This is a genomic window from Deltaproteobacteria bacterium (assembly GCA_020848745.1).
Lineage (GTDB): Bacteria > Desulfobacterota > Binatia > UTPRO1 > UTPRO1 > UTPRO1.
This window is the reverse complement of sequence record JADLHM010000098.1, coordinates 140,142-156,883: the sequence shown is the minus strand read 5'-3', so window position 1 is coordinate 156,883 and position 16,742 is coordinate 140,142. Positions and strand designations below refer to the sequence as shown.

General features: G+C 71.0%; 10 protein-coding genes. 5 read left to right on the top strand and 5 right to left on the bottom strand.

The features are described from left to right. Positions 1-105 precede the first annotated feature (105 nt). Entirely contained in the window at positions 106-5,460 is a 5,355-nt protein-coding gene (locus IT293_14590) for a PD40 domain-containing protein (GenBank protein ID MCC6765882.1), read from the top strand. Positions 5,461-5,553: 93 nt separating this feature from the next. Next, complete coding sequence (locus IT293_14585) at positions 5,554-7,569, top strand: beta-propeller fold lactonase family protein (protein ID MCC6765881.1); 2,016 nt, start codon at positions 5,554-5,556, stop codon at positions 7,567-7,569. A 55-nt stretch (positions 7,570-7,624) separates the two neighbouring features. Here the strand turns inward: IT293_14585 and IT293_14580 are convergent, their stop codons facing one another. Both IT293_14580 and IT293_14575 read right to left on the bottom strand, forming a co-directional pair. Further along, a complete protein-coding gene (locus IT293_14580; GenBank protein ID MCC6765880.1) occupies positions 7,625-7,954 on the bottom strand; it encodes a c-type cytochrome in 330 nt (109 codons plus the stop codon). A 271-nt stretch (positions 7,955-8,225) separates the two neighbouring features. Then, on the bottom strand, positions 8,226-9,782 hold the full coding sequence (locus tag IT293_14575) for an SDR family oxidoreductase (GenBank protein ID MCC6765879.1): 1,557 nt from the start codon (positions 9,780-9,782) through the stop codon (positions 8,226-8,228). Between the two features lie 220 nt (positions 9,783-10,002). Between IT293_14575 and IT293_14570 the strand changes: the two genes are divergently transcribed. Next, the gene (locus IT293_14570; GenBank protein MCC6765878.1) at positions 10,003-11,823 is read left to right on the top strand and encodes a HAMP domain-containing histidine kinase; all 1,821 of its coding nucleotides are present in this window, start codon (positions 10,003-10,005) and stop codon (positions 11,821-11,823) included. Positions 11,824-12,122: 299 nt separating this feature from the next. Here IT293_14570 and ilvA read toward each other — a convergent pair whose 3' ends face one another. After that, on the bottom strand, positions 12,123-13,634 hold the full coding sequence (gene ilvA / locus IT293_14565; GenBank protein ID MCC6765877.1) for a threonine ammonia-lyase, biosynthetic: 1,512 nt from the start codon (positions 13,632-13,634) through the stop codon (positions 12,123-12,125). Positions 13,635-13,806: 172 nt separating this feature from the next. Here ilvA and IT293_14560 point away from each other — a divergent pair, with 172 nt between their 5' ends. Further along, the gene (locus tag IT293_14560; protein MCC6765876.1) at positions 13,807-14,709 is read left to right on the top strand and encodes a hypothetical protein; all 903 of its coding nucleotides are present in this window, start codon (positions 13,807-13,809) and stop codon (positions 14,707-14,709) included. On the opposite strand, the gene IT293_14555 is transcribed toward IT293_14560, so the two are convergent. Together IT293_14555 and IT293_14550 are read right to left on the bottom strand one after the other, a co-directional pair. Further along, positions 14,648-15,301, bottom strand: coding sequence for a DUF488 domain-containing protein (locus tag IT293_14555; protein ID MCC6765875.1), 654 nt, complete (start codon positions 15,299-15,301; stop codon positions 14,648-14,650). The two genes, IT293_14560 and IT293_14555, sit on opposite strands and share 62 nt — an antisense overlap. Before the next feature lie 73 nt (positions 15,302-15,374). After that, positions 15,375-15,944, bottom strand: coding sequence for a hypothetical protein (locus IT293_14550; GenBank protein MCC6765874.1), 570 nt, complete (start codon positions 15,942-15,944; stop codon positions 15,375-15,377). A 139-nt stretch (positions 15,945-16,083) separates the two neighbouring features. On the opposite strand from IT293_14550, the gene IT293_14545 reads away from it, so the two are divergent. Further along, on the top strand, positions 16,084-16,692 hold the full coding sequence (locus IT293_14545; protein ID MCC6765873.1) for a glutathione S-transferase family protein: 609 nt from the start codon (positions 16,084-16,086) through the stop codon (positions 16,690-16,692). Positions 16,693-16,742 lie beyond the last annotated feature (50 nt).

Sequence of the window (16,742 nt, the reverse complement as noted above, 5' to 3'; positions counted from 1 at the left end):
ACGACAGACGGCGCGCCCGGGCCGACGCCTCCAACCGCCCGGTAGACACCCGGCAGACACGCGCCTTGACCGATCTCGATCCAACCGGGTAGCACCGACGCTCCTGTGCCGAGCCCCCTGGACGATCCTTCGCGGCACCCCGACCGGCATCCGTTTCCGAGGATCACGTGTGCCGTAGCGCTCCTCGTCATTGCGCTCCTGACGCACCCGTCCGCCGCCCACGCGACCTGCGACGTCATTCCCGGAACCCAGCAATCCTTCGCGAGCACCCTCGCCACCACCAACCGTCCGTTCGCGGAGCCGGGCGACTGGGTGCACTTGAGCCGCGACCCCGTGTGCCATGCAGCGTCGCCCGGGTTCGTGCCGCCGGCGGCGAACCAGGTCGTCACGCTCGTCTTCACGCCGCCCGGAGGCGCGCGCCACGTGGTCGTGCTGGCGACCGACTGTGCCGCACTCGAGAGTCGGCGCGTGAGCTGCGAGGCGCGGAGCGACGTCGCGACCGCGACCTGCGTCACGGCCAACGCAGGCGGCCAGCCGACCGACCTCGTCGTGCCCGACCCCGACCATCTGCGCTTCCGCTTCCCGGACACCGACGGGCTCTTCGCGGCCTGCACCGGCGGCGCGACGCCCGGCGCGCCGTGCCTACGCAGCAGCGAGTGCGGCGGCGGCGCCTGCACCGCCGGGCAGAACGATGACCGGACGCTCACGGGTCCCTTCACGCTCGCCGTGACGGGCGCGCCAGCCGATCTGCCTTGCGAGCTCGCGAGCGCAGCGTGCGGGGACGTCCCCGGCCTCCTCGCGTGCGTCGACCGCTTCTTCCGTCCGACCGGCGACGCGTGCGCGCCGATCCCGCACGACGTCTTCCCGAGCTTCACCGCGCTGCCGCCGCGGAACGACTTCCAGGCGCTCTGCACGACGCCGAGCCCGCCGTGCACGGGAACCGTCGACGAGCTCCGTTTCACGACCGACGCCGACGGCAATCTGCTGCTGCCGGTCGACATGCGCGGGGTGCTGGTGAACCGCGACCAGGTACCCGTCGCGCGCCTGCTGCGCGGCGCGACGCTCGCCGAAGCGTTCGCCACGAGCGGCCAACCGGTGCAATTGCCGGGCGACGCCTATCTGGGATCGTTCACGGCAACGGGCGCCCGCCTGCCGCCGGTCTTCGAGCCGCAGGCGGATCCGAGTGCCGGCGATGCGGTGACGCTCTTCGGCACCGCCGACGCTCCAGGCAGCGTGCTCCGCATCGCGCGCCGCAGCCCGACGATCCTCACCTGCGCCAGCGGCGACGCGGAAGGGCTGCCGTGCGCAACGGCCGGCGATTGCCCGAACGGCACGTGCGGGGCGTTCACCTGCGAGGGCGGCGGTAATGCGACGGGCCCATGCATGACCGGTGCGGATTGCCCGGGAGGCGTCTGCCGCGAGGGTCTCTTCGAGTTCCGCGATCGCCTCCTCGCCGCCGTCGGCCCGGTCGTGTTGCGGCTCGGCGCCTGCCTCGGCGGTGCGACGCCGCTCGCGTCGTGCGCGAGCGACGCCGAGTGCCCGCTCGGCCAGTGCGGCAGCTTCGCGCTCGCCGCGCTCGACCCGGTGCCGCTCGACGGCCTCGCCCAGACCACGGTTGCCAACGCCTTCGTCCTCAACGAGGCGATCGAGAACCAGGACCTGAACGGCGACGGCGACGCGGTCGACGACGTGCTGCGCCTCGGGGATCGGCAAACCGGCGCCCTATACCCGACTGGCGCCGGCGGCAGCCTCGGGCGAGCGGTGGCACGCATCCGCCAGCCGCCGTTCAGCTTCCCGGCGGTCGCCGCGGAAGGCGAGGTCGTCGCCGCGCTCGAGCCGGAGCCCTCTCAAGCGAACATCGACCAGAATGGCGATGGAGACGTCGCCGATCTTCTATTGCGAATATTTCGTGTGAGCGGCGCCGCCGTCGAGGTGCCGATTGCCGGGCTACGCGCGCTCGACGCCGCTCCGGTGATCGACGGGCGAAGCTTCACCGTCTCGAACGGACTGGCGTTTACACGGGCGCCCGAGTTCGCGAATGCCGCCATGACAACCATCCTCGTCAGCCGCAACCTGGGCGGCGTACCCGCGAATTCACAGAGCCGAATCCCTGCCGTATCGGCCGACGGGCGCTTCGTCGCCTTCGACGGCACCGCGAGCGATGTCGTTCCCGGCGACACGAACAACGCGCGCGACGTCTTCGTCATGGATCTGCAAACCGGGGCCATCGAACGTGCGAGCGTCGCCACGGGCGGGGGGCAGTCGAATGGAGACAGCGAACGTCCTGCCATTTCTTCCGATGGCCGGTTCGTTGCCTTCTACAGCAACGCGACGAATCTCGTCGCGGGATCGAACGGCATGCTGCAAGCCTTCGTGCGCGACCGCGCGACCGGCACGACCGAGCTCGTAAGCCAGAACTCCGGCGGCGCCGCGGGAGATCTGCCGTGCGAAAGTAGCCCCGCGATCTCCGGCGACGGCCGGTTCGTCGTATTCGCGAGCGATGCCCGCAATCTGGTTCCCGAGGATGTCGGGCTGGACAACGACGTCCAGGACATCTTCGTGCGCGACCGTGGTAGCGGAACGACGGAGCGCGTCAGCCGCGGCATTGGCGGCGCGCAGCCCGACAACAACAGCCAGCAGCCCGACCTTTCCGACGACGGGCGGTTCGTCACGTTCCTGAGCATCGCGTCGAACCTCGTCGCCGGCTCGTCCGGTTACAAGATCTACCTGTTCGACCGCGACACTGGATCGACCGATGTCGTTTCGGTCGATCCGAATGGCGGTGGGGCCAACCATGTGAGCGGGCAACCGCATATTTCGGCAGACGGGAACGTCGTCGCCTTCCTCAGCATGGCGAGCAATCTCACGCCGGGCGATACCAACCAGGTGTTCGACGTGTTCGTCCGCGACCGGCGGGTCAGCAAGACCGATCGGGTCAGCATCGGAACGGCGGGAGAGCAGGCGAATGGAATGAGCATTGACATCGCTCTCTCGCGCGATGGCCGATTCGTGTCCTTCCTGAGCACCGCCACGAACCTCGTTCCGAACGACACCAACGGCGTGCAGGATGCCTTCGTCCACGATCGCCAGACGCGCCTCACCCACCGGGTCGCCCTCACACCCACGCATGCCGAGTCCAATGGCGAATCGCACGCGACGACCGTGTCGAACGGCGGCCGCGTCGCCGGCTTCGGGAACGAGGCGACGAACCTGGTGGCAGGCGATACGAACGCATCCCAGGACGTGTTCGTTCGGACCGCAGCCCCCCTCGATCTCGCTCACGACGTCACCGGCGACGGGGTTCTCGACGACACGGTGCTGCAAGTGCTCGACGGCACCACCGGAATCGTCGTCGGTCCGCGGTGCCCGGCTACCCAGGTCACGACCCACGAGGGATCCGCCGCCTTCTTGCGCCCGGAGGCGGCGGGGCCCGCCGCGGGATGCCCCGCGGACACGCCGAGCCTGAACGGCGACGCGGATCAGCTGGACGACGTCGTCCATCTCTGGAGCGGCGGCACCGTCCAGAACCTGGGACGAGCGGCGACCGCCGTGGCCCTTTCGTCGGCGCACGTCGCCGCGCTCGTCAGCGAAGCCGGCTCGGGCGTGGCGCTGAACGGCGACGGCGATGCGAGCGACGCCGTCGTGCACGTGTGGGCGCGGTCGGGCGGCCCGTGGGTGAACGTCGGGCAAGCGGCCGACGAGCTCGCCGTGGCGGGTCCGCTCGTCCCGTTCCTGACGAGCGAGGCCTCGCAAGGAGCGGGATCGCTGAACGGCGACGCCGACACCGGCGACAGGGTACTGCAGATCTACGATGCCGCCGCCGCCGCGATGGTGGTGGCCGCAACCACGTCGCCACGCGCGGTCGCTGCGGAAGACATCGTCGTCGGTGGCGCCCCCGGCGCCGAGCTCGTCGCCTTTCGTACCAGCGAGGCCGCCGAGGGCGACACGATCCTCAATGCCGATGGCGATGCCGACGACGACGTCCTGCGGGTCTACGACGCCGCGACCGGTAGCATCATCGACACCGGCTCGGCGGTCACACCGTGTCGCCTGGAGGCTTGCGACCCGCGTGTCCCGTATCGCGTCGGCCGTGACACGGTGCGCTTCTTGACGCTCGAGGCCGACCAGGGAGCCGACCTGAACGACGACGGCGACACCCGCGACCTCGTGCTCCAGGTCCTCAACGTCCGCCAGGCGGCGGGCGCGGGCGGCGGTGCCATGCGCACGGGCGGGCGTACGATGCGCGTCGCGGCGGCCGGCGCGGAATCCGTGCTGCATCCCATTGCATCGGTCAGCGCCGGCATCTGCACCACCACCGGGGAATCGTGTGCCAGCGACGCCGACTGCGCCGGCGGCACCTGCTTCGTGCCACCCGGCGGCTGCACGCGAAGCCTGGGTATCCCGTGCGATCCGAATGCTCCCGGTTCCTGTGGAGCCGGCAACTTCTGCGAGCCGGGACCGAACGTCTGCAAGCGCGTCGAGGGGCCGTGTACGAGCGACGCGAGCTGCACGGCCCCTGCCGTCTGCGTGAGCGCAGGCAAGGATTTCCAGCGACTCGCCGCGCCGCTCGCCGACCCGACCGGTGACGGCGTCGCGCTCACGAGCGGCGGACGTTGCCTCGACCCGAGCCCGACGAGCTGCACGGACGACGCAGACTGCGGGGCCGGAGAGCTCTGTCGCGACGAGCTCTGCCGGCGTGATCACGGCGCGTGCCGCAGCGACGGCGATTGCCCGAACGGTGCGGCGTGTCACCAGGAGCTCGTCGTCACGGCCGCGGCCGACGCGGACGACGACGAGCTTCCGGACCACGTCGACAACTGCCCGGACGTCCCGAACATCGACCAGGAGGACGACGACCTCGACGGCCTCGGCGATGCCTGCGAGCCCGCGACGGGCCCGACGCCGACACCGGTTCGGACGCCGAATGGTGCCTGCGCCGCCACCCCGTTGGCTGGGTGCCGGCAACCCATCGCCATCGGCAAAGCGTTCCTGACGCTCAGGAACGCAGCGGAGGACCGCAAGGACGGCGTGCAATGGAAGTGGACCAAGGGAGCCGCAACGGCGGTCGCGGACTTCGGTGTACCGACCGCACCAGGGGGCACGTCCCATACCTTCTGCATCTACCGCGCCGATCACCCCATCCTCGAAATCCCCTTGCCCGCACATAGCGATTGCACGGGGGCACCGTGCTGGCGGGTGTCGTCGAGCGGCTTCCGCCATCGTGACCTGTCGTTCGGATCGGACGGGCGCCTGCAACTCGATCTCAGGGGCGGACCGGACGGCGGCGCGAAGATCGCACTCAAGGCCTCGGGCAGCGCGTTGGCCATGCCGGACCTGGCGCCGTTGAGCCCGGCGCTCACCGTGCAGTTGCAGGCGACCAATGGCCGGTGTTGGGGAGCCACGTACGGTGCGCCGTTCACGAAGCACGATACGAAGCAGCTCAAAGCTCGGTCGGATTGACGACTGCCCGTCCGCCGCAAGGTTCGGAGACCCCCCATGGATGAGCGGAACCCTCTCGACAGCAGCGCCTTTCGTCCGAGCTCACGCGCACGGATGGCCAAGGCTCACCGGCGTCGTGCAGTCGCCATCGCGGCACATGTCGTCCTCCTCGTGCTCGCCGCGCCATCCGCGCACGGGGCGTATCTGGGTTTCGTCGGCTTCGAGCAGGACGGCGTCGCGGGAGTCGACGGCATAGCGAACCCGTGCTCGGTGGCGCTCAGCCCCGACGGCGCCCACCTGTATGTCGCCGGACGCGGTGACCATGCCATCGGCGTCTTCTCCCGAGACGTAGCGACCGGCGCGCTCACCTTTCTCGAGCAGCAAAAGAACGGTGTGGCGGGCGTCGAGGGGCTCGCGGGTGTCCTTTCCGTCACCGTCAGCCCGGACGGCAAGAACGTGTACGCCGCCGGCCCGTTCGATCACTCCGTCGCGGTGTTCGGTCGCAACCTCGCCACGGGCACGCTGTCGTTCGTCGAACGCAAAGTAGACGGTATCGGCGCGGACGGTCTCTCGGGAGCGACGTGGGTGGTCGTCAGTCCCGACGGCGCGCACGTCTATGCCGCCGGCGAACTCGACAACGCGATCGCCGCTTTCACCCGGAATCCCGCGACCGGAGCGCTGACGTTCGCGGGCGAGTACCGCGATGGAGTAGCGGGCATCGATGGTCTCCAGCGGATCCGCGGGATCGCAACGAGCCCTGACGGCGCGCACGTGTATGCCGCGGGGTTCGGCGACGACGCGATCGCCGTCTTCGGCCGCAACCCCGCGACCGGTGTATTGACCTTCGTCGAACAGCAGAAGAACGGCGTCGGTGGCGTCGGCGGGCTCGATGGCGCCATCGCGGTCACCGTGAGCCCCGACGGCTTGCACGTCTACACCGCCGGGCGCTTCGACCAGGCGGTGTCCGTCTTCGCCCGCAACCCGACGACGGGCGCGCTCTCGTTCGTCGAGCAACACTCCGACGGCGTCGCCGGCGTCGACGGCCTCGGCGGGACCATTCTCGTCGCCGTCAGCCCGGATGGCAGCCACCTGTACGCCGCGAGCGAGCTCGACCACGCGGTCGCGGTCTTCGCTCGCAACGCGACGACCGGCGGCCTCACCTTCGTCGAGGCGCACACGGACGGCGTCGCCGGTGTGGACGGCCTCCGGACCGCTTTTTCGGTGACCGTGAGCCCCGACAACGCCTACGTTTACGCAGCGGGAGTCGCGGACAATGCCGTGGCGATCTTCCGGGCACTCGACGTCGTCCCCGGCACTCCGACCGCGACGCCCACGGCATCGGAGACCCCCGCGACACCCACTGAGACCGCCACCCCCACTGAAACGGCCACCGCCACCAGCACGCCGACTCCGACCCTCACTCCGTCAGCGACCCCGACGCCCGACACACCATCCCCGACGCCGACCGCATCCCCTGCCTGCGGCGATGCCATCCTGGGAACGGGCGAGCAGTGCGACGACGGCGACCTCCTCGCCGGAGACGGCTGCGATGCCGCGTGCCGATACGAGCAGCTCGTCCCGGGCAAGGGGGCATCGTCCACCGACTGCCTCGCCGAATGGGCCGTCGTGAATCCCGCCAATACCCCGTACCTCGACCACAAGGGCGTCCCGAGCTTCAAGCAGCGCTGCACCGACGGCGACGCCTCCTGCGACGCGGACGGCACGGCCGACGGCGCGTGTCGCTTCCGCGTCGCGGTGTGCCTGCACGTCGCCGACCCGAACCTGCCGCTGTGCGGTCCGCAGCCCGACCTCGGACGCTACACCGTCCAGAAGCCGCGGCCCGATGGCAGGCGGGCGATTGACGCAGCGAACGCCGTGGCGCTGTTGGGCGCATTCCAACGTTTGAGCGCCGCCATTCCTGCGGGCAAGCACGGCAACGAGCTGGCGTTCGATCCGGTGATCTCCGGCAGCGCGCCGAGCGTCTGCACCACGCCGGCGGAAATCACAGTCGCGCTCGCCGGGAAGCCCAAGGCACAGGTCACGTTGAAGGGCCGCGCCGAGAGCGTTCCGGCGCCGACGAAGGGCGTCCGAGACGACGACAAGCTCGTGCTGCGTTGCGAGGCGCCGTAGAGGCGCGCCACAGCGAGTGTCGCGACGGCCTCGCGGCCGCCGCGACGGAAACCGCCTACTTCGCGCCGAGGCTCCGGACCTTGGCGCGCAGCGCTTTCACGACGTCCGGCTTCGACTCGAGATCCGGGTTGCCGGCCATCATCGGGCTCAAGTTCACCGCCGGGCCGCCCTTCACGATCACGAGTTCGATGTGCTTGTCGTCGACCGACGCCTGCCACTTCTTGTCGCTCATGTCGCGCGGCTTCGGGTTGAGCGGCGCGGATGCCGGTCCGTCGCCCTTCCCGCCGGCGCCGTGACACAACGAGCAGCGCGTCGTCCACACCTGGTCCGCTTCCGTGACTGCAGCCGCCGGGATGTTCTCCGCCGCTTGGGCGGCGGTGGCCATTGCCAGCGCTGCTACGGCCATACCGAAGATCCGAACTCGCATTCGCTCCCTCCAATAGTTGATCGTTGAACGGCGTTGAGGTTCTACCCGGATCGCAAAGGTCGTGCCGCACCGCGGCCAACCCCGGCGTCCGGCGTTTCGATCCCTTACCTCATCCGACGAGTGGCGTCATCCGACGGCGGGGAATCGTTCCGACACGGAGCGCAGCCCATGCCCACGCGGCGTTCGGGGGCGCTCGGCACCATGACGCGGAGGGGCGCTCAACCAACCGCTACCAGTCCGTCGGTCGGTAGTTCCGCAGGAACTTCCCCCACACGTGCTCGCCCGTATTGAAGCCGGCGATGATGGGGTCGACGATGCGCGCCGCGCCATCGACGATGTCGAGCGGCGGGTGGAAGCGGTGCTCGGCGGTCTTGCGGGCGGCGACCTCGGCCGGGTCCTCGTCGGTCACCCAGCCCGTGTCGACGCTGTTCATGTGGATGCCGTCGTTCACGTAGTCGGTCGCCGAGGTGCGGGTCATCATGTTGAGGGCGGCCTTCGCCATGTTGGTGTGCGGATGGCGGGTCGTCTTGAAGCGGCGGTAGAACTGCCCCTCGACGGCCGACACGTTGACGACGTGCTTGTCGCGCTCGGGCGTCCGCAGCATGAGAGGCTTGAGGCGCGCGTTCAAGATGAACGGCGCGATCGCGTTCACGAGCTGCACCTCGAGGAGCTCGACCGCCGGCACGTCGGCGAGCAGCATGCGCCACGAGTTCCGGTCCCGCAGGTCGATCTGCTGCAGGTCCTGGTCGAGGCAGCCTTGCGGAAAGAGCGCCCGCTGTGCGGCGAGCTCCTCGGGGAGGAGCCGGACCTGCGAGAGCGCGGCCGCGTGCGTGAGGCCGACCGCCTCCGGCAGCTCGGCGCGGTCGACCGCGGGGAGATCGGCGCCGGCCTCGGGCAGCATGTGGTACTGGCGCACGCCCTCGTACGCGCCGAGAAGCCCGCGCACGTCCCCCGGCAGCGTGCGCAGGGCGGCGGCTTCGCCCGCCATCATGTGGCGATAGAAGTCGGGGGGACGCCGCACCGTCTGGCACGCGTTGTTGACGATGAAGTCGAGCCGGTCGCGGGTCGCGAGGAGGTGGCAGCAGAACGCCTCGACGCTCGGCGTGTGGCGGAGATCGAGCCCGAAGATCTCGAGCCGGTCGCCCCATTCGGCGAAATCGGGCTCACGGGCATAGCGCAGCGCCGAGTCGCGCGGGAAGCGCGTCGTCACGATCACCCGCGCGCCGGAGCGCAGGAGCTTGATGCCCGCCTGGTAGCCGATCTTCACGCGGCCGCCCGTCAGCAGCGCGACCCGGCCGCGGAGGTCGGCAAGCTCGCCGCGCTTCGTCCAGTTGAGCTCGGCGCAGGGCGGGCAGAGCTGGTCGTAGAAGCGGTGGAGCCGCGTGTAGTGCTCCTTGCAGACGTAGCAGTGCTTCGCGTCGACGTACGTCGCTCCCTCGTCGCCGGACGGAGGGAAGACGTTCGGGGTCGTGAAGACGACCTCGCGGCGGAGCTTCCGGATGCCCGTCTCCGAGAGCACGCGTTCCTGCCGCTCGATGTTCGCGCGGCGCCGCTCGCGCCGCGCCGCCTTGGCCACGTGTCGACGGACGTGCGCCTCGGGCCGAGACACGCGCCCCGCCGCCTCGAGGAGACGCACGCGCTCCGCCTCGGAAAGACACGCGAGCTTGGTGCGGTCGGCGACGAACGACTCGAGGACCTCGATCGCGGTACGCAGCCGCGCCTCGTCACCGGACGCCGGGTCGGCCGTGGGGTCCTCGCGGGGCTCGGAAGCGGGGGGACGGGTCATCCGGGCGAGTCTATGGTGCGCGGCGGCGCACGGCCAGCCGCCGGCCCGGGATGGCGCGAACCGTCATCGGGATGACGGCGCGTGACGCGTCGCACACGATGCGGCGCGGCGGCCGACGACGGATCGCCGGGTTGCGCGCCCACGCGACGGCCCCACCATCGGGCATGGCGTTTGCTCTCTTCGGAGCGTGCCGTCGGTCCCGGCCTCCCCTCGCAGCCTCGTGGCGCGCTTGAACGCGGGCATCTTCGACCTGCCGACGGAGGACCTGGTCGAGATCTCGGCCTGGCTCGACATCTCGCGCTGCCTGACGGCGGCAGTGCTGACGGCCGTCGCGATCGTGCTCGAGCGGACGCTCCTCCCCGACCTGCCGATCGGCGCGCTCGTCGGGCTCGCGACGGCCGAGATCCTCGTCACGGTGCCGTACCGGCGGTGGCTGCGGAGCGGGCGGCGGCTCGGCCTGCTGATCTACACGCAGTTCGCCGTCGACATCGTCGCCTTCAGCTACGGGCTCTCGCTCGCGCCCGAGCTCCCGAACGAGTTCCACTTCCTCTACCTGATGGTCATCGTCCCGTGCGCCATCTTCTCGCTCCTCTGCGGGCTCGTGATGGCCACGCTCTCGACGATCGCGCACCTCTGGCTCGCGCCCGCGCTCGAGTGGTCGCTGCCGGTGCTGATGCCGATCCTCGTCTTCTTCCTGGTGGCGCAGCAGAGCCGCTTCTACGGCGACCGGCTCGTCGCCAAGAACCGCGACGCCGAGGCCGGCGCCCGCATGACCGAGGGCCTGCTCACGGTCGTGCGGACCCTCGTGTCGACGCCGACGAGCAGCTCGCTCCTGCAGCGCGTAACCGAGATGACGCGCGACCTCACCGCGAGCCAGTGGGCCTGCGCGCTGGTCCGCGATCCGCAGCGCGCCACCTACCGGGTGATGGGCCTCGCCTCGCGGACCGGACTCTTCGACGAGGAGATCCGGAGCGTCGAGTTCCATTCGGCGGGCCTCGACGCGGTGCTCGCGCGGCACGCGCCCGAGGCCTGCCTCGCGGTGCGCGCGCCGGCGGAGTCGCCGATCCCGCCGACGCTGAGCGAGCGCTGGACGATCGGACCGTTCGTCGGCGCCGTTCTCCGGCGCGGCGACAAGGGCCTCGGCATGCTGCTCGTCGGACAAGACGACCCGGCCACCGCGTTCCTCCCGGCGACCGAGCGGCTGCTCCTCGGCATCGCGCACCAGACGGTCCTCGCGCTCGACAACGCCCGCCTCGTCGACGAGCTGCGCGCGGCGAGCTCGCTCAAGTCGGAGTTCATCTCGACGATGTCCCACGAGCTGCGCTCGCCGCTGAACGCGATCATCGGCTACACCGATCTCCTGCGCGACGAGGCACGCGCCGCGGGCGCGGCCGATCCGGAGGCGGCGGCGCGCGAGGACACGCTCGGCCGCGTCCGCTTCTACGCGCTCCAGCTGCTCGAGATGATCCAGGCGACGCTCGACGTGAGCCGCCTCGAGGCCGGACGCCTGCCCGTACACCCGGTGCTGGTCGCGCTCGACGATTTCGTCGCCGAGCTCCGCGCCGGCATCCCGGAGTACTGGAGAAAGGACGACGTCGCGCTCGCATGGACGGTCGCCGCGCACCTGCCGGTCGTCGAGGTCGACGCGCCGAAGCTGGTGACGGTCGTCCGCAACCTCGTGCACAACGCGCTCAAGTTCACCGAGCGCGGGCGGGTGGAAGTGCAGGTCCGTCTTGACACGTCGCTCCCCGAGCCGGGCGGCTCGCCCGCCGACACGCTGGTGCTCGCGGTGATCGACACCGGCATCGGCATCCCGCGCGAGCAGCTCGACGTCGTCTTCGAGATGTTCCGCCAGGCGGACGGCTCCGACAGCCGCCGCCACGGCGGCGTCGGCCTCGGCCTCTACATCGTGATGCGACTGACCCAGGCGCTCGGCGGCGCCGTGCGCGTCGACAGCATGCCCGGCCGGGGGAGCACCTTCAGCGTCACGGTGCCGGTGAAGCGCGCCGCGGCGGTCGAGCCGACCCGCGCCGCGAGTTGAGCGCCGGCGAACGAGGCGCATGCCCGCCGGCGAACGGGTCGCCTGCCCGTCAGCGCAGGCGGCGGAGGCGGACGGCCGTCCGCGGCGGCCTCCGCCGGAGCGCGCGCGCGCAGCCGCGCGCGAACTCGCGCGCCATCACGCGCCGCATGGCCCACTCGGCCGGCGGGCTGCCCAATGGAGCGCCCGGTCGAAGTCGAGGTAGTGCCCGCACGCCGTGCCCGGCGCCGCGAGCACGATCCCGGACATCCGCCTCGGCGCACCGCGCCGGGCGCGCCGCGCGGACGGCGACCCGGCGCGCGTCACCGCAGGAAGAGCCGCGCCGCCGGGTTGTCGGTCTCGTCCGCGCAGCGGAAGCCGAGCTCGGCGAGGGTCGACGCCAGCGCCGCGCGCTCCGCCGCCGGCGCTTCGAACCCGCAGAGCACGCGCCCGTACGCCGCGCCGTTGTTCCGGTAGTGGAAGAGCGAGATGTTCCACCGGCTGCCGAGGCTCGTGAGGAACTGCATGAGGGCGCCGGGACGCTCCGGGAACTCGAAGCTGAAGAGGATCTCGTCGTGCGCGAGCGGGCTCCGGCCGCCGACCATGTGCCGTACGTGCGTCTTCGCGAGATCGTCCTCGCCGAGATCGACGCATGCGTAGCCCCGCGCGCGCAAGCGCTCGGCGATGGCGGCGGCCTCCGGCCGCCCGCTCACCTCGAGCCCGACGAAGACGTGGGCTTCGGCACGCGTCGCGAGCCGATAGTTGAACTCGGTGACGCTGCGCTCGCCGATCGTGCGGCAGAACTCGAGGAACGATCCCGGCCGCTCGGAGATCGTGACGGCGAGGATGGCTTCGCGGTGCTCGCCGATCTCGGCGCGCTCGGTCACATACCCGAGGCGCGTGAAGTTCATGTTGGCGCCGGACGCGATCACGACCGCCGCGCCGGGCGCCAACGCCGCGTCCTCGCGGGCGCGCTTCAAGCCGGCGAGCGCGACCGCGCCGGAGGGCTCGAGCACCGTCCGCGTTTCTTCGAAGACGTCCTTGATGGCCGCGCAGATCTCGTCGGTCGACACGACGACCGTGCCGTCGAGGTGGCGGCGGCAGATCTCGAACGTGAGCGCGCCGACCTCCCGGACCGCGACGCCGTCGGCGAAGCGCCCGACGTGGTCGAGGACGATGCGCGTTCCGGCCGCGAGCGAGCGCGTCATCGCGTCGGAGTCGTCGGGCTCGACCCCGATCACGCGCACCTCGGGGCGCACCTCCTTCACGACCGCGGCGATTCCCGCGGCGAGGCCGCCGCCGCCGATCGGCACGAAGATGGCGCCGAGCTCGCGCGGCGCCTGGCGCAGGATCTCGAGGCCGACCGTCCCCTGCCCCGCGATCACGTCGAGATCGTCGAACGGCGGCACGACGGTCATGCCGGTCTCCGCGGCGATCGTCGCGGCGTGCACCGCGGCCGCGGCGTAGTCGTCGCCGACGAGCTCCACCTCGACGCCGTAGTGGCGGACGGCCGCGACCTTGATGGCGGGCGTGGTGCGCGGCATCACGATGCGGCAGCGCAGCCCGAGGCGCGTCGCCGCGTACGCGACGCCCTGAGCATGGTTGCCGGCCGACGCGGCGATTACGCCGGCGGCGCGCGCCGGCGCGTCGAGGTGCGCGATCCGGTTGTAGGCGCCGCGGAGCTTGAACGAGAAGATCGGCGTCAGGTCCTCGCGCTTCAGCAGCACGTCGCACCCGAGCCGCGTAGAGAGCCCGGGCGCCGGGTCGAGCGGGGTCGGCTCGGGCAGGACCTCGGCGACGCGCGCGTTCACGACCCGCTTCACCATCTCGTGCATCCGGAGAGCGTAGCGGATTCCGCGCGATCGCGCCGCCGCCGAAACGGCGGCGCCGTCGATTGACGGTCCCGTGGCGCACCGACATAAAGAAGCTCGAGGCGAGCGTCAGCGACGCTCCGCACGGGTCGGAAACGCGGCGGAATGCGGGGCGCGGCCCCGCGAGGAGGTGGAGATGCGGAGGATGTTGAGCATGCTGTTGGCGGCGCTCGTGCTCGCCGGCGCGGGGCGCGTGGAGGCCCGCGACTTCGAGACGATCGGCGCGCCGCTGGCGATCGGCGATCAGCTGATCTTCTTCTACGACGCGCGCCACGACTACACGACGTTCCTCGCCATCCGGAACGTGAGCGGCGACGAGGTCCGCGTGAGCGTCCTCTTCTACGGACCGACCTTCAGCACGCCGCTCTCGAAGGCCCTGACCCTACCGGGCGGCGCGCTCGAAATCCTGGACGTCGGGGCGCTCCGCGAGGACGGGCTCAACGCGCAACCAGGCGTCGCGATCGCGACGGCCGTGAACCTCGGCGGACAGCCGGTCGCGAGCCGCGCGCTCACCGGCAACTTCACGGTCGCCAACCTGTCGATCGGATCGGCGTTCGGGGCCGCCGCGGCGGCGCGCCTGGCATACCAGGACGACGGCGATCTCGCCGACATCGGCGACGTCATCGACGGCTCGAACAACGCCCGCCTGCAGAACATCCGCCCGAGCTCGGCGCTCCTCGCTGCCTACTACGATCCGCGCTCGCTCGGGCCGGTCGCCGACGGCGGCAATCAGCTCGTCTTCATCAATTTCGAGGACGACTACCAGCCACGCTACGGGGCGACGATCGGCTCGACCACGTGGAACCTCTCGGCGACGCGCAGCAACGGCGCGGGCATCAACTCCACGAGCTTCGTCGCGACGGGCGTCACCGTATCCGACCTCGCGTCGGTCGCGGGCGCGGGCGTGAACGGCTCGGCCGGCAGCATCACGTTCCTCGCCGAGAACGACACCCAGAACCTGAACCGCCTGGTCTACTTCACCGAGGCGCTCGGGACTTTCGGGACGGGCTATCTCCTGCCGCAGGTGACGCCGCGCTGACCGGCGCGGCCCTCCCGCGGGGACGCCGCGCCGGCCGCGGCGCCGGGAGCTCCAGCGTGGCCCCGACGTCGTAGATCACCCGGCCGTCCGCGACGCGCGCGAACTCGGGCAAACGGTGCGGAGCCGTGTGCCCGCCCGAGTCGATGTGGAGCACGCTCCAGCCGGCGACGACGAGGCGGTCGGCGATCATTCGCCGGTGGCACTGCCACCAGAGCGCCTCGGCGCAGAAAAAGGCCGTCCGCGCCAGGCCCGCCTCGCGCTCGAGCTCGACCAGCGCCGTCGCGAACTCGGGCGTGTCCATGTAGTCGGCGTAGGCCCGGAACGCCGGGACTTCCCAGGCGACGTGCGGCGACGGCGCGCCGGCGCGACGACGGCGACGGCCGCCGAGACCGGGCATCCAGTGGTACGCGATGTCGCGCGCCTCTGCGCTCAGATGGAGGGCTTCACGGCCGAACTGCGGGTGGCGTCGGGAGCCCGGGATCGACCGGACGTCGCAGAGCGTCCGGATCTCGTGCCACTCGAGGAAGCCGAAGAAGACCTCGGCGGAATGGGTCGAGTGGCCGATGGTCCAGATGGTGCGCCCGTCCGCCATCACCAGCACACCAAAGCAAACGGCGGCGCGCTACGCGAGCGCGCCGCCGCCTGTCTCCAACGAAGCCGTGCGGCTACGGCGCCGGGTGATCGCCGTTGTCGGTGAGCACGCGCACCTGGTTGGCGGCGGCCGTCACCGACGCGGGGTCCGTGAAATCCGTCGTCGCCACGAAGCGCGCCGCCGCGTCCTCCAGGTTCGCGATGCGCCGCGTGCCGAGGTCTCCGCCGTCGATCTCGCCGTCGATCACCGCCTGCACGCCGGCCTCGCACGCGATGTCGGTCTGGCCGTCGAGCTGCTTGTCGTCGTTGTTCTCGTCAGCCGCGAGGAGCCCGCTCACGCGCACGGGCTGTCCGTCGACCCGGCCCGAGACGATGACGGCGACGCTGATGGTCTTGCGGATGATGCCGAAGAAGCGGCCGACGTCGGTCGTCACGTCCGAGACCAGCGGGTCGTTCGGCCGGTCCGGATTGATGACGACGAAGTCGGAGTCGGCGGCCGCTCCGCCGCCGAGCGAGGCCGGGTAGTTCGCGTTGCCGCCGATCGACACGCGATTGCTGCTCCCGGATCCGCCTCCCCCGCAGCCGACGATCAGTCCGAGCGCCAGTGCTGCCCCAAGAACACGAGCCACGCGATGTGCCTTCATGGGCCCCCCTTTTCGTGGGGCGACATCTAGCGGCCGGAGCGAGGCGATTTCAAGCGGTGACGCCGGGTTGCGTGAGACGGGAGCGGCGGCTACGCGCTCGGTACCCAACCCCGGAACGTTCCGGAAGAAGGAGCCGCCGATGATCAAGGTCTACGGAGTCCCGATGTCGCGGGCGATGCGCGTCCTCTGGGCGCTGGAAGAGGTCGGACAGCCCTACGAGCTGGTCCCGACGCACTTCCTGACCGACGCCCATTCGCCCGAGTACCTGAAGATCAACCCGAACGGACGCATCCCCGCGCTCCGGGACGGCGACCTGACCCTCTTCGAGTCGCTCGCGATCAACCTGTACCTGGCCCGCAAGTACGGGGCGGCCGTCTGGCCGAAGACGGTCGCCGACGAGGGACGCGCCTATCAATGGAGCGTCTGGGCCATGACCGAGCTCGAGGAGCCGGTCATCACCACCCTCATGCACCGCATGTTCCTCCCCGCGGAGCAGCGCGACCCCAAGAAGGCCGACGACGCGGCCGAGCGCTTCAAGAAGCCGCTCGCGGTCCTCGACGGCGCGCTCGCCGGCACGCAGTGGCTCGCCGGTCCGGAGTTCACGATCGCCGACCTGAACGTGGCGGCGGTGCTCATGCTCGCGCCGATGGCGGGCCTCGACCTGTCGACGGCGCCGAACGCGGCCGCCTGGCTCGGCCGCTGCACGGCGCGTCCCGCGCTCGCGAAGGCGCAGGCGACGCCGGGCTGACCGCCGGGCCGGTTGCGTTGGCCTCGATCGTCGGGTCAAATCACCCGCTT